Genomic DNA, 18,991 nt, shown 5'->3' with positions numbered 1-18,991 from the left:
CGTCAGAGCCCGGCCGGGGCCGCGCCGCCGCCCGCCGCCTTCGCCGCGGTGCGGACCGCGCCGGCGACCGCGCCCGCCACCTTGTCGTTGAAGACCGACGGGATGATGTAGTTCGGGTTGAGCTCGTCCTCGGTGACCACGTCGGCGAGGGCCGCGGCGGCCGCCAGCATCATGTCCGTGTTGACCGTGCGGGACTGGGCGTCGAGCAGGCCGCGGAAGACGCCGGGGAAGACCAGGACGTTGTTGATCTGGTTGGGGAAGTCGGAGCGGCCGGTGGCGACGACGGCGGCCGTCCGGCGCGCCTCGGCCGGGTCGACCTCCGGGTCGGGGTTCGCGAGCGCGAACACGATGGCGCCCTCCGCCATGGCGGCGACGTCCTCCGCGCCGAGCAGGTTCGGGGCCGAGACGCCGATGAAGACGTCCGCGCCGACGACGGCCTGCTTGAGGGTGCCGGTGACGCCCTCGGGGTTGGTGTTGTCCGCGATCCAGCGCAGCGGCGAGTCGGCCGGGGCCTCGACCAGGTCCTCGCGGTCCGCGTGGACGACGCCCTTGATGTCGGCGACGACGGCGTGCTTGACGCCCGCGGCGATCAGCAGCTTCAGGATGGCCGTGCCGGCCGCGCCGGCGCCGGACATGACGACCCGCACGTCGCCGATGCCCTTGCCGACGACGCGCAGCGCGTTGGTGAGGGCGGCGAGGACGACGATGGCGGTGCCGTGCTGGTCGTCGTGGAAGACGGGGATGTCGAGGGCCTCGCGCAGCCGGGCCTCGATCTCGAAGCAGCGCGGCGCGGAGATGTCCTCCAGGTTGATGCCCGCGAAGCCGGGGGCGATGGCCTTGACGATCGCGACGATCTCGTCGGTGTCCTGGGTGTCCAGGCAGAGCGGCCAGGCGTCGATGCCGGCGAAGCGCTTGAAGAGGGCGGCCTTGCCCTCCATGACGGGCAGGGCGGCCTTGGGGCCGATGTTGCCGAGGCCGAGGACGGCGGAGCCGTCGGTGACGACCGCGACGGAGTTGCGCTTGATGGTGAGGCGGCGGGCGTCCTCGGGGTTCTCGGCGATCGCCATGCAGACCCGGGCGACGCCGGGGGTGTAGATCATGGAGAGGTCGTCGCGGTTGCGGATGGGGTGCTTGGACGCCATCTCGATCTTGCCGCCGAGGTGCATCAGGAAGGTGCGGTCGGAGACCTTGCCGAGGGTGACGCCCTCGATGCCGCGCAGCTGCTCCACGATCAGGTCGGCGTGGGCCGTGGAGGTCGCGGCGATGGTGACGTCGATGCGGAGCTTCTCGTGGCCGGAGGCGGTCACGTCGAGGCCGGTGACGGAACCGCCGGACGACTCCACCGCCGTGGTGAGCTGGGAGACCGCGGTCCCGCTCGCGGGAACCTCCAGCCGGACCGTCATCGAGTACGAGACGCTGGGCGCCGTTGCCATGGCCGAGTTCCTCTGCTTTCCCTGAGCTTCGTTGCTACGCCGCCCGGGCTGGTTGCCCGGCGGCGCCCTCCGATGGTCGCACCTACCAGCGAGTAGCAGGTAATGCGGTCATTTTGTTTTCGGAAAGTAGTTTCCACCATACGAGAGGGGCTCGGGAAACAGAAGAGGTCCCCGCCACCGGGGGTGACGAGGACCTCGACTTCGTACGTACGTCCAAAGGACGGCTGGGCGCGCGTCCGAAGGACTGCTTAGGTGGCACCGACCCGCCATGCTCGCCTCGCGGCAAGTGGTCCCTCTGAGGGACGAAGGTTGGGCCCGGGGGCTTGGATCGAGCCGGTGCCACACCCAGGCTAACAAACCGCTCCCGTTGGTGATTCCAGCGCCACAGGTTGACCTGAAAACGGCTGCGGTCCCGGCCCGCGGCGGGCCCGTCGCGGCCGTGGCCTCAGTCCCGCAGCAGGTCCGGCACCCCCGCCCCGTCCGGCAGGTCGCCGGCCCCCGCGACCACCGTGAGCTGCTGCGTCGCCCGGGTCAGGGCCACGTAGAGCACCCGCAGGCCGGCCGGGGACTCGTCCGCGATCTCCGCGGGCGAGACGACCACCGTCGCGTCGTACTCCAGGCCCTTCGCCTCCAGGGAGCCGAGCGCCACCACCCGGTCGCCGAGCTCCGCGAGCCAGCGGGCGGCCTCCCCGCGCCGCCGCATGGCGACGACGACGCCGACCGTGCCCTCCACCTGTTCGAGCAGCCTTCGCGCCTCGAAACGTACGGTTTCGGCCAGATCCGCGTCCCGGGCGCCCTCCGGGACCGCGACGAACCGGGGCTCGACGCCGGTCGAGCGGACCGCACGGGGCGACTCCTTGCCCGGCATGGCGAGGGCGAGGACCTTGGCGGCCAGCTCGGCGATCTCGGCCGGGTTGCGGTAGTTCACGGTCAGCTCGAAGCGGCGGCGCGGCCGGGAGCCGAGCGCCTCGTCCCGGGCCGCGGCGGCCTCGTCCGGGTCGGACCAGGAGGACTGCGCCGGGTCCCCGACCACCGTCCAGGTGGCGTGCCGGCCGCGCCGCCCGACCATCCGCCACTGCATGGGCGTGAGGTCCTGGGCCTCGTCGACGATCACGTGCGCGTACTCGGTGCGCTCCGCCGCGAGCCGCTCGGCCCGCTCGCGCTGGGTCTCCTCCCGGACCGGCATCAGCTCCTCCAGGCCCGTGAGCTGGTCCAGCGGGTCGTACTCGCGCCGCTTCCGGGGCCGGGCCGGGGCGCCGAGCAGGGTGTTCAGCTCGTCGAGGAGGGCCACGTCGTGGACGGAGAGCTCCGGGCGGCGCAGCGAGCGGGCCAGCCTGCGCACCTCGCCGGGGTTGAGGATCCGGCGGGCCCAGCGGCCGAGGCGCCGCTCGTCGGCCATCGCGCCGAGGACCCCGCGGGGGGTCAGCTCGGGCCACCAGGCGTCGAGGAAGCCGAGGAAGGAGTCCTCGGTGGAGACGTCCTCGTCGAAGGAGGAGCGCAGCTCGGCGGCCAGCTCGGGGTCGCTGTGCCGGCCGACCGCGCCGGACTTGGCGTAGAGCGCGTCGAGCAGCAGCCGGCGGGCGCGCGGGCGGAGCAGGTTGACGGGGGCGGTGCCGCCGAGGACGTTGTGGCGGATGCGCCGCAGCTCGTCCGCCTCCAGCTCCAGGCGGCGCCCGAAGGCGACGACGCGCAGACGGTTGGGGGTGCCGGCGGAGACGGGCTCCTCCTCCCCCAGCTCGGGCTGCGCCCTGGGCGCCGGGGTCTCCAGGGCGCCCCTGGCCGCCTTGCGGAGCACCGCGAGCATCCGGGAGGAGCCCTTGATCCGGGCGACGGCCGGGTCGTCGTACGCGGTGGCCTCGGCGCCGTCGACCAGCGAGCCGACCGCCCGGATGGCGACCTGGCCCTCCTCGCCGAGCGAGGGCAGGACGCCCTCGGTGTACGAGACGAGGAGCGGGGTCGGGGAGACGATCAGGATGCCGCCCGCGTACCGCCGCCGGTCCTGGTAGAGCAGGTACGCGGCCCGGTGCAGGGCCACGGCCGTCTTGCCGGTGCCGGGGCCGCCCTCCACGTACGTCACGGAGGCGGCGGGCGCCCGGATGACGAGGTCCTGTTCGGCCTGGATGGAGGAGACGATGTCCCGCATGGTGTGACCGCGGGCCTGGCCGAGGGCGGCCATCAGGGCGCCGTCGCCGATGACGGGCAGCTCCTGCCCGTCGAGCGTGGCCCGCAGCTCGGGGCGCATCAGGTCGTCCTCGACGCCGAGGACCCGGCGGCCCTTGGAGCGGATGACCCGGCGGCGCACGACCCGGCCGGGGTCGACGGGGGTCGACCGGTAGAAGGGCGCGGCGGCGGGCGCGCGCCAGTCGATGACGAGCGGCGCGTAGTCGGAGTCGAGGACGCCGATGCGGCCGATGTGGAGGGTCTCTCCGATGTCGGCGGTGTTGTCCGGGCGTACGGCGTCCTCGGCGGGCTCGACGGAGGTGTACGCCCCGTCGGGTCCCTTCTTCCCGTCCTTCCCGTAGAGGAGGTCGATGCGTCCGAAGAGGAAGTCCTCGAACTCGTTGTTGAGCCGGTTGAGGTGGATGCCGGCCCGGAAGACCTGGGCGTCGCGCTCGGCGAGCGCGCCGGGCGTGCCGACCTGACCGCGCCGGGCGGCGTCGTTCATCAGGAACTCCGCCTCGTGGATCTTCTCCTCCAGCCGGCGGTAGACCTGGTCAAGATGTTCCTGCTCGACACCGATCTCACGGTCCCTGACCGTGTCCACGGCTTCCTGCGCGGCCACCTAAGGCCCCCTTCTCACGTGCACTGGGCAGCCGTCGAGCGTACGCCACCGGGAGCCGCCGTGTCAGGCGGGCGGGGGGTCGTCGTGCAGGAGCCGCTGGAAGAGGTGGTGGTCGCGCCATTCGCCGTCGATGTGGAGGAGGCGGGGGGCGGTGCCGATGCGGACGAACCCGCCCTTGGCGAGGACCCGTTGGGAGGCGTGGTTGTCGAGGAGGGTCCCGGCCTCGACGCGGTGCAGCCCGAGCTCCTCGCGGGCGGCCCGGCAGGCCTCGGCGACGAGCGCGGTGGCCAGGCCGCGTCCGGCGTGGTCCCGGTCGATCCAGTAGCCGAGGGAGGCGCCGCAGAGGGGTCCGCGGACGATCCCGGAGAGCGTGGCGACGCCCACGATCTCGTCCCCGTCGACGGCGAACCACCGCACCCCGCCGTCCGCGAGCCGCTCGACCTGTCCCTCGACGGTGTAGTACCGCTCGGCCCGGTACGGCTCCCAGGGCTTCATGTACTCCCGGTTCCGCACCACCGCACGGGCGAGGGCGGGGGCGTCGTCGGGAGCGGCGGGGCGGATGCGGGGGCCTTCGGCGGTCATGCGCGTACGGTAGCGGCCCGCCCGGCCCGTTCCCACCCGTTCGTACGGCAGCGGCCCGCCCGGCCCCGTTCCTATCCGTCGTACTTGTCGTCCGCCGCCGGGTCCAGGGCGAGCCGGTAGCCCCGCTTGACCACGGTCTGGATCAGTTTCGGGGTGCCGAGGGCGGTGCGGAGGCGGGCCATCGCCGTCTCCACCGCGTGCTCGTCGCGGCCCGCTCCCGGCAGGGCGCGCAGCAGGTCGGCGCGGGAGACCACCCAGCCGGGGCGGCGGGTGAGGAGGCCGAGGAGGGCCATGCCGGCGGGCGGGACGGGGCGCAGGGCGCCGTCGACGAGGACGGCGTGGCCGCGCACCTCCACCCGGTGCCCGGCGACCGGCAGGACCCGGGCGCGGGCGGGCAGTTCGGTGCAGAGGATCTGGACGAGCGGCCCGAGCCGGAAGCGCTCCGGCTGGTACGTGTCGACGCCCTCCGCCTGGAGCGGCAGCGCGGTCACGGGCCCCACGCACACCGCGAGCACGTCGTGCCGCAGCGCCGCGACGAGCTCCGCCCGCACCCCCCGCTCCCCGGCCCGGGAGAGCAGCGAGGCGGCGGCCGGGGCACTGGTGAAGGTCACCGCGTCCAGGCCCCCGGCGAGGACCGCGTCGAGGAGCCGGTCGAGCGGGCCGAGGTCCTCCGGCGGCATCCAGCGGTAGACGGGGACGACGACGACCTCGGCCCCGCCCGCCGTCAGCGCCTCCACGAAGCCGGGCAGCGGCTCCCCGTGCAGCTGGAGCGCGATCCGGCGGCCGTCCACCCCTTCGGCGAGGAGCCGGTCGAGGACCTCGGCCATGGACTCCGAGGACGGCGACCAGGACTCGGTGAGTCCGGCGGCCCGTACGGCCCCCTTGACCTTCGGTCCCCGGGCGAGGAGTTCGACGTCCCGCAGGACGGCGAGGAGCTCCTCGCCGCACCCCCAGCCGTCGGCGGCCTCGACCCAGCCCCGGAAGCCGATCGCCGTGGTGGCGACGACGACGTCCGGGGCGTGGCCGACGAGTTCCTTGGTGGCGGCGAGGAGTTCGGTGTCGTCGGCGAGCGGCACGATCCGCAGGGCGGGGCCGTGGACGACGGCGGCGCCGCGCCGGCGCAGCAGGGCGATGAGTTCGTCCGCGCGCCGCGCCGCGGTGACGCCGACGGTGAAGCCGGCGAGGGGGCCGTGTTCTTGCTCGTCCATGGACGCAGAGCCTGACGGGGACGCGTGACGGACGCGGTTCGCCCGTATTTCCTGGTCGTTACGGTCCGTGCCGGACACCGGGGATCACACCTTCGCGTAACCGGGCCGGGGCTCCGGCTCCGTGACGTCCTCGGCGGTCTCGGGCACGGCCGCCGGCCGTCGAAGGTATACCGCCCGGGTGACGCCCATGCAGGCGGCGTAGAAGACGAGGAAGGCGACGAAGGCGGCGGTGCCGGTGCCGTAGGTCTGGAAGGACTGCCGGAAGGCGAGGTTGATGCCGAGTCCGCCGAGCGCGCCGACCGCCCCGATGAGGCCCATGGCGGCGCCGGAGAGGCGCCGGCCGTACGCCTCGGCGTCCTCGCCCGCGAGCCCCTTCCGGTGCCCCTGGGCGAGGAAGATCGCGGGGATCATCTTGTACGTGGAGCCGTTGCCGAGGCCGCTGAGGACGAAGAGGCAGATGAAGCCGGCGAGGAAGACGGCGAGCGACTCGGTCACGGAGGCGTAGATCACCACGGAGGTCGCGGCGGCCATCGCGGCGAAGGTCCACAGGGTGATGCGGGCGCCGCCGTGGCGGTCGGCGAGGGAGCCGCCGACGGGCCGGACGAGCGAGCCGAGCAGGGGCCCGACGAAGGTGAGCGAGGCCGCCTGGAGCGGGGTGCGGCCGAACTGGGTCTGGAGCACCAGGCCGAAGGCGAAGCTGTAGCCGATGAAGGAGCCGAAGGTGCCGACGTAGAGGAAGGCCATGATCCAGGTGTGCCGGGCCCGCACGGCCTCCTTCGCGGCCCCGGTGTCGTTCCTGACGGGGGCGAGGTTGTCCATGAAGAGCGCGGAGCACGTGGCGGCGACCACGACCAGGGGCAGGTAGACGCCGAGCACGATCCGGGGGTGCGTGGCGCCCGCGGTCCCGATGACGAGGAGGCCGACGAGCTGCACGACGGGGACGCCGATGTTGCCGCCGCCCGCGTTGAGCCCGAGCGCCCAGCCCTTCTTCCGCAGCGGGAAGAAGGCGTTGATGTTGGTCATGGAGGAGGCGAAGTTGCCGCCGCCGACGCCGGTGAGGGCCGCCACCAGGACGAAGGTGGTGTACGACGTCCCGGGCTCCATGACCGTGAAGGCGAGACCGGTCGGCAGCAGGAGCAGCAGGGCGCTGAAGACGGTCCAGTTCCGGCCGCCGAAGCGGGCGACGGCGAAGGTGTACGGGATCCGGATCAGCGCGCCGACGAAGGTGGCGGTGCCGATCAGGAAGAACTTGCCGGCGGGGTCGACGCCGTACTGCGGTCCCATGAAGAGGACCATGACCGACCACAGGCTCCAGACCGAGAAGCCGATGTGCTCGGAGAGGACGGAGAAGATCAGGTTCCGCCTCGCGATCCGCTCCCCCTTCTCACGCCAGAAGGTCTCGTCCTCCGGTTCCCACCGTTCGATCCACCGGCCGCCCATGTCGCACCTCCGCGGTGTCGGGTCCTGGGGCGTCCACAGCCCCGGTCCTCCTGGCGACGACGCTAGGGAGGCCGCGTTTCAGGCCGGTGCCGCGAGGTGACGGCGGCGGAACCTTGCTCTCACCCGGGGGGCGCGGTCGCTGTGAGCGGGAGCGCGGTCGTCGCGGGCGGGGGGCCGGGGAGGCCCGGCTCGTCCTCCGGCAGCCAGGAGTCCGGCGGGCGGACGAGCCAGCCCTCCCGGGCGCCGATCTCGGCGGCGGCGGTCCGCAGGGCGTCCAGGCCGGGGTGGCGGAGCCCCTTGCGCCACACCAGGCTCACGGGCGAGAGGGGGACGGGGTCGACGAGCGGCCGCAGGACGCAGCCGGGCATGGGCGGGAACTCGACGACGGCGAGCACCGGGTGGCGGTGCTTGGCCATGATCCGGCGGAACTCCTCCTTGCCGACCGCGAGCGGGGCGGGCGGGGCGACCTCGATGCCGCGCCCGGCGAAGAGCCGGACGGCGAGGTCGGTCCACTCGGGGGTGCGCTCGTTCCCGGCCCCGGCGTAGATCCGCTCCCCGGCGAGGGCGGCGAGCGGTACTTCGGGGAGCCGGGCGAGGGGGTGGTCGTCGGGCAGGATCACGGCCATCGGCTCGTACCGCACGAACTGCGCGTCGAGCCCGGCCCGCAGGTCGGCCGCGAGGCCGCCGTACCGGCCGAAGGAGGTGTCGAGCCGGCCGGCGAGGAGGGCCCGCGCGGCGCCGGTGAGGCCGCTCTCGTACCGGGCCATCAGTTCGAGGTCGGGGGCGAGTTCGCGGGCCCGGCGCAGGACGCGCTCGTGGGCGAGGTCGGGGCTGTTGAGGTCGACGAGGAGGGGCCGGGGCGCGCCCCGGAAGGCCTCGCTCAGCTCGTCGTGGGCGGCGAGCACCCGGCGCGCGTACGGCAGGAGCCGCTCGCCGTCGGGGGTGAGGGAGACCTGCCGGGTGGTCCGGACGAACAGCTCGGCGCCCAGCTCGCGCTCAAGCCGCCGGACGTCCCGGCTGAGGGCCTGCTGGGCGACGTAGAGGCGGGCGGCGGCGCGGGTGAAGTGCAGCTCCTCGGCGACGGCGGTGAAGGCGCGCAGGAGACGGGGGTCGGTGTCGTACGGGGAGGCCACCGCCGCATTCAACAACACGGGTGCGTGAATGGCCATCGATCAGGTGTTGGACCGGCCGGGCCCGCGCGGCCGAACCTTGATCCATGCCGCAACCGGACCTCACCCTCACCCCGGCGGGCCCGGCCCTCGCGCCGCGCTACGCCGACCACACGGACCACACGGACCACACAGACCGCACCGACCGCACCGACCGGCCGCACGACCTCGGCCGGAGCCCCCGCGACCGTGCCCCCGCCCCCTCGCCCCGCGCTTCCCGCGCTTCCCGCAACCCCTACCGCCGCCTCTTCGCCCGCCCCGGCACCCTCGCCTTCACCGCCGGGGGGCTGATCGGCCGGCTGCCCGCGGGCATGTTCGGCGTCAGCGCCGTGATCATGATCGCGTCGGCGTACGGCTCCTACGCCCTGGCCGGCGCGGTCACCGCCACCGGTCTCGCCGTCGGTTCCGTCGTGGCCCCCCTGACCGCCCGGCTCGTCGACCGGTACGGGCAGGCCAGGGTCGCGGTCCCGGCCGCCGCGTACGCCCTCCTCGGCCAGCTGGTCCTGGCGCTGTGCGTCCACGAACGGGCCCCGGTCTGGACGCTCTTCGCGGCGGTCGCCCTCACCGCCACGTTCCCGAACACCGGCGGGATGTCCCGGGCCCGCTGGGCGCACCTCCTGCGGGACGAGCCGGACGCGCTGCACACCGCGAACTCCTTCGAGCAGGCCGCCGACGAGCTCTGCTTCATGCTGGGCCCGGTGCTCGCCGCCCTCTTCTGCTCGGCGCTCTTCCCCGAGGCCGGCACGCTCGCGGCCGGCGCGTTCCTCCTCGGGGGGACCCTCCTCTTCACCGCCCAGCGCTCCACCGAACCGCCGGTCGCCCCGCGCACCCCGGCGGGCTCCCCGCTGCGGGCCCCCGGCATGGTGCCGCTGCTCGCGGTCTTCCTGGCCACCGGGGCGCTCTTCGGCTCCATGGAGGTGGTGACCCTGGCGTACGTGGACGGGCCCCTCGCCGGACCGGTCCTCGCCCTCCAGGCGGCGGGCTCCTGCGCCGCCGGCCTGCTCTACGGCCGGGTCCGCCGCACCGCCCGGCTGCGCACCTGTCTGGCCGCGATGGCGGCCCTGACGACGCTGCCGCTGCTCGCCGCCTCGACCGGCTTCCTGCCCGCCCTGGCCGCCGGCCTGCTCGTGGCGGGCATGGCGACGGCGCCGACGATGGTGACGGGCATGGGCCTGGTCCAGCGCCTCACGCCCGCCGCCCAGCTCAACGAGGGCATGACCCTGGCCGTGACCGCGCTCCTGGCCGGCATCGCGACCGGTTCGGCCACCGGCGGCTGGGCCGCCGACCACGGCCCGTTCGCCGCGTTCGGCTTCCTGGTCCCGCTCGCTGCGGCCGCGACGGCGTTCGCCCTGTGCACGGCGGCGGACCTGGCGGCGGGCATGACGAAGGCCCGGCGGTCGTGGTGACCACCGGGCCTGCGCCCACATGGGATGAGTGGAGATGGCGGGAATCGAACCCGCGTCCAACGGTACGGAAACAGAGCTTCTCCGTGTGCAGTCCGCTACGAGTTTCTCAGCCCCGGAGATCACGCGGACAAGTCTCCGACGGGCTCAGTCACTGTTTGGTTTCCCTCCAACCCCCGTGACCGGGGCTAGAGGTTTAGATCCCTAGATGACGCCAGGATCCGGGTCGGGACCATCCCCGGGCTGACGCTCCTCACAGAGGCTTCTGTTCGTTACCTAGAAATTAGGCAGCGAGGGCGAAGCGGGAGTTATCGCTCTTGGTGTTGGCGATTATTGGTTGCGACATATGGTTTACGAGATCATTGCCGCTTCCTCGACACGCTTCCTCTGCATCGGTATCCGCTGTCGAAACCGATCATCCCCATGTTGATTTTTCAAAGGTCGCACCCGCCGTGGGGTGCGTGCCCCATCGTACGTGACCGACGGCGGCCGTCGCCAGCGCATTCCCGGCGACCGGTCCCCCGGCTAGAGGGACTGGCCCGCGCGCTGGCGCCGCTTGGCCGCCGCGACGGCGCGGCTCGTCTCGCGCGTGTCCTGCTTCTCGCGGAGGGTCTGGCGCTTGTCGTACTCCTTCTTGCCCTTGGCGAGGGCGATCTCGACCTTGACCCGGCCGTTGAGGAAGTACAGGGCGAGGGGCACGATCGTGTGACCCGTCTCCTGGGACTTCGCCTCCAGCTTGTCGATCTCCTCCCGGTGCAGCAGCAGCTTGCGCTTCCGCTTGGCCGAGTGGTTGGTCCAGCTGCCCTGCATGTACTCCGGGACGTGGATGTTGTGCAGCCACGCCTCGTGGTTGTCGATCTGGACGAAGCCGTCGACCAGCGAGGCCCGCCCCATCCGCAGCGACTTGACCTCGGTGCCCATGAGCACCACACCGCACTCGTAGGTGTCGATGATGAGGTAGTCGTGCCGCGCCTTCTTGTTCTGCGCGATCAGCTTGCGCTCCGGCGCCTTGTCCTGGTTCTTCTTGGCAGGCTTGCCCTGCACGTTCACGAGTCCCTTTGCCATAGTGCGGTCATTTTCGCACTACGAGCCCCCTCCGAGGCCACTCAATACCGTCCTCGCCCGTTCCTCGGCCCGCTCCGCCGCCGTCAGGTCCGGGGTGATGCCGCGTCCGTCGACGGCGTGCCCGGCGGGCGTCCGGTAGTGGCCGACGGTCAGCTCGGCGACCGAGCCGTCGGGCAGGGTGCTCGGCATCTGGACCGAGCCCTTGCCGAAGGTCCGGGAGCCGACCGTGACGGCCCGCCCCCGGTCCTGGAGGGCGCCGGTGAGCAGTTCGGCCGCGCTCATCGTGCCCCCGTCGACCAGCGCCACCAGGGGCCGCTCGGTGTCGCCGCCGCCCTCCGCGTACACGGCCCGCTCCTCGCCCTCCACGTCGTACGTGGCGACGAGCCCGCCGTCCAGGAAGGCGGAGGCGGCGGTGGCGGCCTCCGCGACCAGGCCGCCCGCGTTGCCCCGCAGGTCGAGCAGGACGCCGGCGCCGGCCGGGGCGTCCCGCACCGCGTCCCGCACGCGCGTGCCGACGCCCTTGGTGAAGGCCTCGACCCGGATCAGCACGGCCCCGTCGTCGAGGCGGCGGACGGTCACCGGGTCCGTCGCGAGCCGGGCCCGGCGCAGGGTCTGCGTCCAGGCGGCGCGCCCGCGCTCGACCCGCAGGGCGACGGACGAGCCCGGCACCCCGTCGCCGCGCAGCAGCGCGACGGCCTCGGAGACGGAGAGCCCGTCGACCGGTCGGCCGTCGACGGAGACGAGCCGGTCGCCGGCGCGGAGCCCGGCCCGGGCGGCGGGGCCGCCGGCCTGGACCCGGGTCACCCGGACGCGGTCGTCGCCGGCCCGGCCCGCGGAGAGCCCGACGCCCGTGTAGGTCCCGTCGAGGGCCTGCTCGAACTCCGCGTACTCCCGCTTGTCGTACACCGCGCCCCAGCGGTCGCCGCTGCGGCTGACGAACTCCTCGGCGGCCTTCTTGCCCGACTTCCCGTCGGCCATGGCCGCGGCGGCGGCGCGGCGGAGGGCGGCGCCGTCGACGGGCGGCCGGTCCTCGGGCCGCTGCCCCGCGCCCGGGGACGCCCCGGTCCGCTTGACCGCCGGCTCCTGCCGGGGCAGCGAGCCCGTGGCGGCGGCGGTGGCGAGGACGCCGGTGAAGACCAACGTCAGAACGGCCCCACGGAGCACTCCGCGGGGCCGGATACAGAGGAGGTCGGTGCCGTCCGGCATGTCGCCCACTCTAGGACAAGACGATGGCGCCGCACGGGCTTTGGCCGTACGACGCCATCCGCGCAGGGGGGTGTCTTCTCACACCTTCAGGTACTTGCGCAGCGCGATGAGAGCCGCCACGGCGGGCATCAGGAGGCCGATGGCGATCACCAGCGGCAGCTTGGCGAAGACCGCGTCCCAGCCGATGAACTGGATGAGCTGGACCTTGTCGGCGAGGGCGATGCCGTGGTCGATCAGGAAGTACCGGCCGGCGAGCAGCAGCACGCAGGCGACGCCGCCGCCGAGGAGTCCGGCGAAGGCGGCCTCCATGATGAACGGCATCTGGATGTAGAAGCTGGACGCGCCGACGAGCCGCATGATCCCCGTCTCGCGGCGGCGGCTGAAGGCCGAGACGCGCACGGTGTTGACGATCAGCATCAGCGCGATGACCAGCATCAGGCCCATGACGCAGAGCGCGGCGATGTTCATGCCGTTCATCAGGTCGAAGAGGTTCTGCAGGATGTTCCGCTGGTCCTGGACCGACTCGACGCCGTCCCGGCCGGCGAAGGCCGTGGCGACCACCTTGTACTTCTCCGGGTCCTTGAGCTTGACCCGGAACGACGACGGCATCTGGTCCGGCGTCACCACGGAGGCGAGGGCGGTCTCGCCGTACTGCTCCTTGTAGTGCTTGTAGGCCTCGTCGGACGTCTCGTAGTGGACGGACTCGACGATGTCCATGTCCTTCAGGTCGGCCTCGATCCGCTCCTTCTGCTGTCCGGTGACCGCGCCCTTGGGGCACTTGCCCGCGGTGGCCGCGTCGGCCTTGTTGCAGAGGTAGATGGAGACGTTGACCTTGTCGTACCAGTAGTCCTTCATCGTGCTGACCTGCTCGCGCATGAGCAGCGCGCCGCCGAACAGGGCGAGCGAGAGGGCCACGGAGACGATGACGGCGAAGGTCATCGTGAGATTGCGCCGGAGACCGACGCCGATCTCGGAGAGCACGAACTGAGCGCGCATGGGTCTGCTTTCTCCTACTCGCTACAGGCTCAGTGCTGGTATCCGTAGACGCCGCGCGCCTGGTCGCGGACGAGGCGGCCCTTTTCCAGCTCGATGACGCGCTTGCGCATCTGGTCGACGATGTTCTGGTCGTGGGTCGCCATGACGACGGTGGTTCCCGTCCTGTTGATGCGGTCGAGCAGCTTCATGATGCCGACGGAGGTCTGCGGGTCGAGGTTGCCGGTGGGCTCGTCGGCGATCAGCAGCATCGGACGGTTGACGAAGGCCCGGGCGATGGCGACGCGCTGCTGCTCACCGCCGGAGAGCTCGCCCGGCATCCGGTCCTCCTTGCCGCCGAGGCCGACCAGGTCGAGCACCTGCGGCACGGCCTTGCGGATCTCGCCGCGCGGCTTGCCGATGACCTCCTGGGCGAAGGCCACGTTCTGGGCGACGGTCTTGTTGGGCAGCAGGCGGAAGTCCTGGAAGACCGTCCCGAGCTGGCGCCGCATGTGCGGCACCTTCCAGTTGGACAGCCGGGCCAGGTCCTTGCCGAGGACGTGCACCTGGCCTTGGCTGGCGCGCTCCTCACGCAGGAGCAGCCGCAGGAAGGTCGACTTTCCGGAGCCGGAGGAACCGACGAGGAAGACGAACTCCCCCTTCTCGATCTCCAGGGACACATCCCGGAGCGCGGGGCGGTTCTGCTTCGGATAGGACTTGGAGACGTTGTCGAATCGGATCACGAATGCACCACGGTCGGCCGGGAGTAGGTGTGCGTGACCTTACGCGACCGGGGACGGCCCCCGCAGTCGCGGTCCTGGCTTGTGCGGTATATCCTTTTCGCCCTTCCGGGCGGAGCACGACCGGCCGGCGGGGCGCGCCGAAACGGCGCGGAGCTGGCACAGTGGTAGGGGAACGTCCGGATCCCTCCGGTCGTTGCCCTGGTGGGTACCCCAGTGCGGGAGGAGGAGAGCGCATGACCTACGACCGACTGGTGTGCGCCAACTGCGCGGCCCCGGTCGCCGAGGGCCGCTGCCCCGTCTGCCGCGCGAACCGGGAGCGACTGACCCCCCAGGGTCTTTCCCCCGCCATGCTGCTGACGGTGGCGATCGCCCTCCTGGCGGCGATCGCGCTGCTCGCGGCGGTCCGTACGGCCTAGGGCCCGCCCGGACGGCCCATACGAGCCGGAACGTGAGAAGGGCCGGGGAGAGGTCTCCCCGGCCCTTCGTCATGCCCTGCGCACGCGCGGAGGCGTTACGCGGCGGTACGGCCGCCGGCGACGAGGCGCGGCAGCATGCGGAAGCCGATGCCTCCGGCGATCATGGTCGCGGCGCCGATGATCAGGAACGAGGTCTCGGCCGCACCGGTCTCGGCGAGCTCCTCCTTGGCCTGACCCTGCTGCACGGGCTGCGAGCCGGCGTTCTGGGTGTCGGGGTTGTTGTTGCCGGCGTCGACGCACTCGGCACCGTCGAGGTCGACGGTGCAGGTACCGGCGCCACCGGTCGCGGCGGAACCGCCGGTGGCGGTGGAGCCACCAGTGGCGGTGGAACCACCGTTGGCGGTGGAACCACCGGTGGCAGTGGAACCACCGGTGGTGCCCGAGCCACCGGTGTTGCCCGAGCCACCGTTGTTGCCCGAGCCACCGTTGTTGCCGTTACCGCCGTTGTTGCCGTTACCGCCGTTGTTGCCGTTACCGCCGTTGTTGCCATTGCCACCAGCGGCGTCGTTACCGCCCGCGGCGTCGTTGCCACCGGCCGCGTCGTTACCGCCCGCGGCGTCGTTACCGCCCGCAGCGTCGTTACCGCCCGCAGCGTCGTTGCCACCGGCCGCGTCGTTGCCACCGGCCGCGTCGTTGCCACCGGCCGCGTCGTTGCCACCCGCAGCGTCGTTGCCACCGGCCGCGTCGTTACCGCCCGCAGCATCGTTACCGCCAGCGGCGTCATTCCCGCCCGCAGCGTCGTTACCACCGGCCGCGTCGTTACCGCCCGCAGCATCGTTACCGCCAGCGGCGTCATTCCCGCCCGCAGCGTCGTTACCACCGGCAGCATCGTTACCGCCCGCAGCATCATTGCCACCGGCCGCGTCGTTGCCGCCCGCAGCATCGTTGCCACCGGCGGTGTCGGTGCCACCGCTCTCGGCGCCCTCGATGGTGCCGACGATCGTGTTGCCGTCGGTGTCGCCCTCGCTCTGGAGGGTGATCTCCTCGGACTGGTTCGTGTCCGAACCGAAACTGTCGACGGCCTGTGCGGCGCCGGCCGCCGTCAGGGACGCACCGGCGATGATCACGGCACTGGCCGCGACCCGCACCAGGCGGACCCGCGTCTTGTTGGTCATCTGGCTGCTACCCCCAGTAGCTCATCTCGTCATGGGGCAGCGCTCGGGGCCTGCGCGGCAGGGGCGGCGGTCACGACCGGACCGGCCCCCGTTCACACGCGTCCCAGAAATGCGCATGCCAGTACGTCACCCTTCCGAGTTTCCGAAGAAGCGTCAAGGTCGTTGCGCGTGCGATGCCCGAAAGATCACTTGCTGACCGACATGCGACGATGCAACTGTGACGTAAACCCTGAACTACGGGCCCCGCCGCGTCAGTTCCCTTGTCGACAAAGCGTCCTGACGGACCGTCTCCCGCTTGCTCCAGCGAATACCCGGCGCATGCGGAGGGAGGGCGGAACGGCACCGGGCCCCGCACCGTGTCGGTGCGGGGCCCGTGAGGAGGAGGAGCCGGAGGCTACTTGTCCTGCTGCTTGCGCCAGCGGATGCCCGCCTCCAGGAAGCCGTCGATCTCGCCGTCCAGGACGGCCTGCGGGTTGCCGACCTCGAACTCCGTACGGAGGTCCTTGACCATCTGGTACGGGTGGAGGACGTACGAGCGCATCTGGTTGCCCCAGGAGCTGCCGCTGTCCTTCAGCGCGTCCATCTTGGCGCGCTCCTCCTGGCGCTGGCGCTCCAGGAGCTTGGCCTGGAGGACGTTCATGGCGCTCGCCTTGTTCTGGATCTGGGAGCGCTCGTTCTGGCAGGAGACCACGATGCCGGTCGGCAGGTGCGTGATGCGCACGGCCGAGTCGGTCGTGTTGACGCCCTGGCCGCCGGGGCCCGACGCGCGGTAGACGTCGACGCGCAGCTCGGACTCGTCGATCTCGACGTGGTCGGAGGACTCGACGACCGGCAGGATCTCGACGCCCGCGAAGGAGGTCTGGCGGCGCCCCTGGTTGTCGAAGGGCGAGATGCGGACGAGGCGGTGGGTGCCCTGCTCGACGGAGAGCGTGCCGTAGGCGTACGGGGCCTTCACCACGAAGGTGGTCGACTTGATGCCGGCCTCCTCCGCGTACGAGGTCTCGTAGATCTCGGTGGAGTAGCCGTGGCGCTCCGCCCAGCGCAGGTACATGCGCTGGAGCCGCTCGGCGAAGTCGGAGGCGTCGACGCCGCCGGCCTCGGCCCGGATGTTGACCAGGGCCTCGCGCTCGTCGTACTCGCCGGAGAGGAGGGTGCGGACCTCCATCTCGTCGAGGGCCTTGCGGACGGAGGTCAGCTCCGTCTCGGCCTCGGCGAGGGTGTCCGGGTCGTCCATCTCCTCGGCGAGCTCGAAGAGCACCCCGAGGTCGTCGATCCGCCCGCGCAGGGTCTCGGCCTTGCGGACCTCGGCCTGGAGGTGCGAAAGCTTGCTCGTGATCTTCTGCGCCGCCTCCGGGTCGTCCCACAGGGACGGGGCCGCGGCCTGCTCTTCGAGCACGGCGATGTCGGCCCTCAGCTTCTCGAGGTCCAGGACGGCCTCGATCGACCCCATGGTCGAGGAGAGGGACTTCAGCTCTTCGGATACGTCGACGACTGCCACGCGTCCAGCGTAACGGCTCCGGGCGGGGAGCCGAACCTGCGGCCGCCGGGGGTGTCTCGGCGGTCCGCGGACACCCCCTAGGGGAGGGGGGAGGACTGCTGCGAGTCCTGGGGCGGGGCCTCCCCGTCGCCGGAGGCGACGTAGTAGCCGCCGGCGCCCAGCGCTCCCGTGATCACGACCGCCGCGACGGCGAAGGCGATCCGGCGCTTGCGGACCGCGCCCGCCTTGTGGCGGGCCGAGCCGGGGCGGCGGGCGCCGGGGGCCCCCGGGACCACGACCGCTGCGGCGGGGAAGGCGATCCGGCGCTGGCGGCCCGCCCCCGCCTTGTGGCGGGCGGGGCCGGGGGGGGGGGCGCCCGCCGGGCGGGGGGCGCGGGCCGTGCCGAGGGGGCCGCCGGAGAGCTCGTCGGGGGCCGGGACCCGCATGGAGGTGTGGGTGTCGCGGTGGGAGTCGGCGGAGGCGCCGGGGACGAGCGGGACGGCGGCCCGGCGGGGGCCGGGCTCGGCGGCGCCCGTCGCGGTGGCGGAGTACGCGTCGTCCTCGTACGGCTCCGGGGCCGGCTCCGCGTCGGGCTCGTCCACGTCCAGCGGCGGGATGCCCTTGAGCAGCGGCAGGACGTCCTTGAGGCGGGCGGCGAGCTCGGAGGCGCGCAGCCGGGAGGCCGGGGCCTTGGCGAGGCACTGCACGAGCAGCTGCCACAGCTCCTCGGGGATGCCGGGCAGCGGGACGACGGTCTCGGTGACGTGGCGGCGCAGGACCGCGCCGGGGTGGCCGCCGCCGAACGGGGTGAAGCCGGCGAGCAGCTCGTACAGGACGGTCGCGAGGGCGTAGATGTCGACGGCGGCGCGCGGCGGGAGGCCCTCGACGATCTCGGGGGCGAGGTAGTCGGGGGTGCCGATGATCCGGGTGGCCTTGGTGCGGCCGGGGGTGTCGATGAGCTTGGCGACGCCGAAGTCGGTGAGGAGGGCGGGGTGGGCGCCGCCGGGGCCGAGCGGGCCCTCCATGTCGAGCAGGATGTTCTCGGGCTTGACGTCGCGGTGGACGACCCCGGCGGCGTGCGCGGCGGCCAGGGCGTCGGCGACGTCGGCGACGATCGCGACGGCGGCCTCGGGGGCGAGCCGGCGCTCGCGGTCGAGGCGGGTGCGCAGGTCGGTGCCGCGCACGAGGTCCATGACGAGGGCGAGGTCGTTGCCGTCGACGACGAGGTCGCGGACCTTGACCACGCGGGGGTGGTCGAGTCCGAGCAGGGCGGTCCGCTCCCGGACGAAGCGGCCGACGAGTTCCTGGTCGGAGGCCAGGTCCTCGCGCAGCAGTTTGACGGCGACGGGCCCCTCGGGGCCCTCGCCGAGCCACACCGTTCCGGCGCTGCCCCGCCCGAGGATCTGGTGGGCGGTGTAGCGGCTGCCGATGTTCCGTGCCAAGACTGCTCCCTCAGCGGCTGCGGTTCACGCCAAACGTACGCGTCCGCGGGCGCCGGTCGTCACTTCCGGGAGGAAAACACCCCCCGGAAGTCGACAAATCAACAGTATTACTGTCCCGTACCGCCGGTAGCACCCGTTCCGGTGCCGGTTCCGGTCCCGGTGCTCGCGCTGTCGAACAGCTCGGACACCCAGGTGCTGAACGACGAGACGCCGTCGCCGATCGCCTCCCAGTAGCCCTTGCCCTCGGCGACCCAGCTCTGGAGCGGGGTCAGCTCCCAGACGAGCCAGCCGGCGACCACGAACAGGACGATCATGACCAGGCAGCCCTTGAGGCAGCCGAGGCCCGGGATCCGCACCGGGTTGGCGCTGCGCCGGCGCGGTTCGCGCGGCGGGCGCGGCTCGCGCGGTGCCGGGGCCTGGGGCGGCGGCTGCGGGGGCGTGTACTGCTGCCGGGGCGGGGCGTACTGCTGCTGGGGGG

15 protein-coding genes, 1 other RNA gene and 1 pseudogene are annotated in these 18,991 nt (G+C 72.7%); 2 read left to right on the top strand and 15 right to left on the bottom strand.

The features are described from left to right. Positions 1 to 2 precede the first annotated feature (2 nt). The 6 genes from ADL08_RS29675 to ADL08_RS29650 form a co-directional block, all read right to left on the bottom strand. The gene (locus ADL08_RS29675) at positions 3 to 1,433 is read right to left on the bottom strand and encodes an NAD-dependent malic enzyme (RefSeq protein ID WP_053648405.1); all 1,431 of its coding nucleotides are present in this window, start codon (positions 1,431 to 1,433) and stop codon (positions 3 to 5) included. A gap of 445 nt (positions 1,434 to 1,878) precedes the next feature. Beyond that, the gene (locus ADL08_RS29670) at positions 1,879 to 4,215 is read right to left on the bottom strand and encodes a HelD family protein (RefSeq protein WP_053648403.1); all 2,337 of its coding nucleotides are present in this window, start codon (positions 4,213 to 4,215) and stop codon (positions 1,879 to 1,881) included. 63 nt (positions 4,216 to 4,278) lie between these two features. After that, complete coding sequence (locus ADL08_RS29665; RefSeq protein WP_053648401.1) at positions 4,279 to 4,797, bottom strand: GNAT family N-acetyltransferase; 519 nt, start codon at positions 4,795 to 4,797, stop codon at positions 4,279 to 4,281. 71 nt (positions 4,798 to 4,868) lie between these two features. Then, positions 4,869 to 6,005 (bottom strand): uroporphyrinogen-III synthase, encoded by a 1,137-nt coding sequence (locus tag ADL08_RS29660; RefSeq protein WP_053648399.1) that lies wholly within the window; start codon positions 6,003 to 6,005, stop codon positions 4,869 to 4,871. Positions 6,006 to 6,089: 84 nt separating this feature from the next. Further along, a complete protein-coding gene (locus ADL08_RS29655; protein WP_053648397.1) occupies positions 6,090 to 7,445 on the bottom strand; it encodes a nitrate/nitrite transporter in 1,356 nt (451 codons plus the stop codon). A gap of 119 nt (positions 7,446 to 7,564) precedes the next feature. Beyond that, positions 7,565 to 8,614, bottom strand: coding sequence for a LysR family transcriptional regulator (locus tag ADL08_RS29650; protein WP_053648395.1), 1,050 nt, complete (start codon positions 8,612 to 8,614; stop codon positions 7,565 to 7,567). Between the two features lie 47 nt (positions 8,615 to 8,661). On the opposite strand from ADL08_RS29650, the gene ADL08_RS29645 reads away from it, so the two are divergent. Further along, a complete protein-coding gene (locus tag ADL08_RS29645) occupies positions 8,662 to 10,020 on the top strand; it encodes an MFS transporter (protein ID WP_078968515.1) in 1,359 nt (452 codons plus the stop codon). 26 nt (positions 10,021 to 10,046) lie between these two features. On the opposite strand, the gene ssrA is transcribed toward ADL08_RS29645, so the two are convergent. The 5 genes from ssrA to ftsE all read right to left on the bottom strand — a co-directional run bounded on the left by ssrA (position 10,047) and on the right by ftsE (position 14,003). After that, positions 10,047 to 10,440: a transfer-messenger RNA gene (ssrA, locus tag ADL08_RS34890) on the bottom strand. Positions 10,441 to 10,542: 102 nt separating this feature from the next. Further along, on the bottom strand, positions 10,543 to 11,082 hold the full coding sequence (gene smpB, locus ADL08_RS29640) for an SsrA-binding protein SmpB (RefSeq protein ID WP_053648394.1): 540 nt from the start codon (positions 11,080 to 11,082) through the stop codon (positions 10,543 to 10,545). A gap of 18 nt (positions 11,083 to 11,100) precedes the next feature. Then, positions 11,101 to 12,288: a S41 family peptidase gene (locus tag ADL08_RS29635; protein ID WP_053648393.1), complete on the bottom strand. Its 1,188-nt coding sequence runs from the start codon at positions 12,286 to 12,288 to the stop codon at positions 11,101 to 11,103. 78 nt (positions 12,289 to 12,366) lie between these two features. Then, on the bottom strand, positions 12,367 to 13,284 hold the full coding sequence (ftsX, locus tag ADL08_RS29630) for a permease-like cell division protein FtsX (protein ID WP_053648392.1): 918 nt from the start codon (positions 13,282 to 13,284) through the stop codon (positions 12,367 to 12,369). 29 nt (positions 13,285 to 13,313) lie between these two features. Continuing rightward, a complete protein-coding gene (gene ftsE / locus ADL08_RS29625) occupies positions 13,314 to 14,003 on the bottom strand; it encodes a cell division ATP-binding protein FtsE (protein WP_053648390.1) in 690 nt (229 codons plus the stop codon). 233 nt (positions 14,004 to 14,236) lie between these two features. Here ftsE and ADL08_RS29620 point away from each other — a divergent pair, with 233 nt between their 5' ends. Next, positions 14,237 to 14,419 carry a hypothetical protein gene (locus ADL08_RS29620; protein ID WP_053648388.1) on the top strand — a complete coding sequence of 61 codons (183 nt, stop codon included), beginning with the start codon at positions 14,237 to 14,239 and terminating at the stop codon, positions 14,417 to 14,419. A 95-nt stretch (positions 14,420 to 14,514) separates the two neighbouring features. Here ADL08_RS29620 and ADL08_RS29615 read toward each other — a convergent pair whose 3' ends face one another. The 4 genes and pseudogenes from ADL08_RS29615 to ADL08_RS29600 form a co-directional block, all read right to left on the bottom strand. Next, positions 14,515 to 15,594: a hypothetical protein gene (locus ADL08_RS29615; RefSeq protein ID WP_053648386.1), complete on the bottom strand. Its 1,080-nt coding sequence runs from the start codon at positions 15,592 to 15,594 to the stop codon at positions 14,515 to 14,517. A 394-nt stretch (positions 15,595 to 15,988) separates the two neighbouring features. Then, entirely contained in the window at positions 15,989 to 17,092 is a 1,104-nt protein-coding gene (gene prfB / locus ADL08_RS29610) for a peptide chain release factor 2 (protein WP_053648385.1), read from the bottom strand. 77 nt (positions 17,093 to 17,169) lie between these two features. Continuing rightward, positions 17,170 to 18,513, bottom strand: coding sequence for a serine/threonine-protein kinase (locus tag ADL08_RS29605; RefSeq protein ID WP_053648383.1), 1,344 nt, complete (start codon positions 18,511 to 18,513; stop codon positions 17,170 to 17,172). Positions 18,514 to 18,620: 107 nt separating this feature from the next. Continuing rightward, a pseudogene (locus ADL08_RS29600) lies at positions 18,621 to 18,991 on the bottom strand (serine/threonine protein kinase); the annotation flags it as partial.

It is taken from the genome of Streptomyces sp. NRRL F-6492 (assembly GCF_001280125.1).
In the GTDB taxonomy this organism is placed as follows: Bacteria; Actinomycetota; Actinomycetes; order Streptomycetales; family Streptomycetaceae; genus Streptomyces.
The sequence above is the reverse complement of the archived record's forward strand: the minus strand, read 5'-3'. Positions and strand labels throughout refer to the sequence as shown.

What these genes read in the sequence shown, in the direction of transcription:
- ADL08_RS29675 (WP_053648405.1), bottom strand. Translation starts at nt 1,433, where the DNA reads ATGGCAACGGCGCCCAGCGTCTCGTACTCGATGACGGTCCGGCTGGAG.
- ADL08_RS29665 (WP_053648401.1), bottom strand. Translation starts at nt 4,797, where the DNA reads ATGACCGCCGAAGGCCCCCGCATCCGCCCCGCCGCTCCCGACGACGCC.
- ADL08_RS29660 (WP_053648399.1), bottom strand. Translation starts at nt 6,005, where the DNA reads ATGGACGAGCAAGAACACGGCCCCCTCGCCGGCTTCACCGTCGGCGTC.
- ADL08_RS29655 (WP_053648397.1), bottom strand. Translation starts at nt 7,445, where the DNA reads ATGGGCGGCCGGTGGATCGAACGGTGGGAACCGGAGGACGAGACCTTC.
- ADL08_RS29650 (WP_053648395.1), bottom strand. Translation starts at nt 8,614, where the DNA reads ATGGCCATTCACGCACCCGTGTTGTTGAATGCGGCGGTGGCCTCCCCG.
- ADL08_RS29645 (WP_078968515.1), top strand. Translation starts at nt 8,662, where the DNA reads ATGCCGCAACCGGACCTCACCCTCACCCCGGCGGGCCCGGCCCTCGCG.
- smpB (WP_053648394.1), bottom strand. Translation starts at nt 11,082, where the DNA reads ATGGCAAAGGGACTCGTGAACGTGCAGGGCAAGCCTGCCAAGAAGAAC.
- ADL08_RS29635 (WP_053648393.1), bottom strand. Translation starts at nt 12,288, where the DNA reads ATGCCGGACGGCACCGACCTCCTCTGTATCCGGCCCCGCGGAGTGCTC.
- ftsX (WP_053648392.1), bottom strand. Translation starts at nt 13,284, where the DNA reads ATGCGCGCTCAGTTCGTGCTCTCCGAGATCGGCGTCGGTCTCCGGCGC.
- ADL08_RS29620 (WP_053648388.1), top strand. Translation starts at nt 14,237, where the DNA reads ATGACCTACGACCGACTGGTGTGCGCCAACTGCGCGGCCCCGGTCGCC.
- ADL08_RS29615 (WP_053648386.1), bottom strand. Translation starts at nt 15,594, where the DNA reads ATGACCAACAAGACGCGGGTCCGCCTGGTGCGGGTCGCGGCCAGTGCC.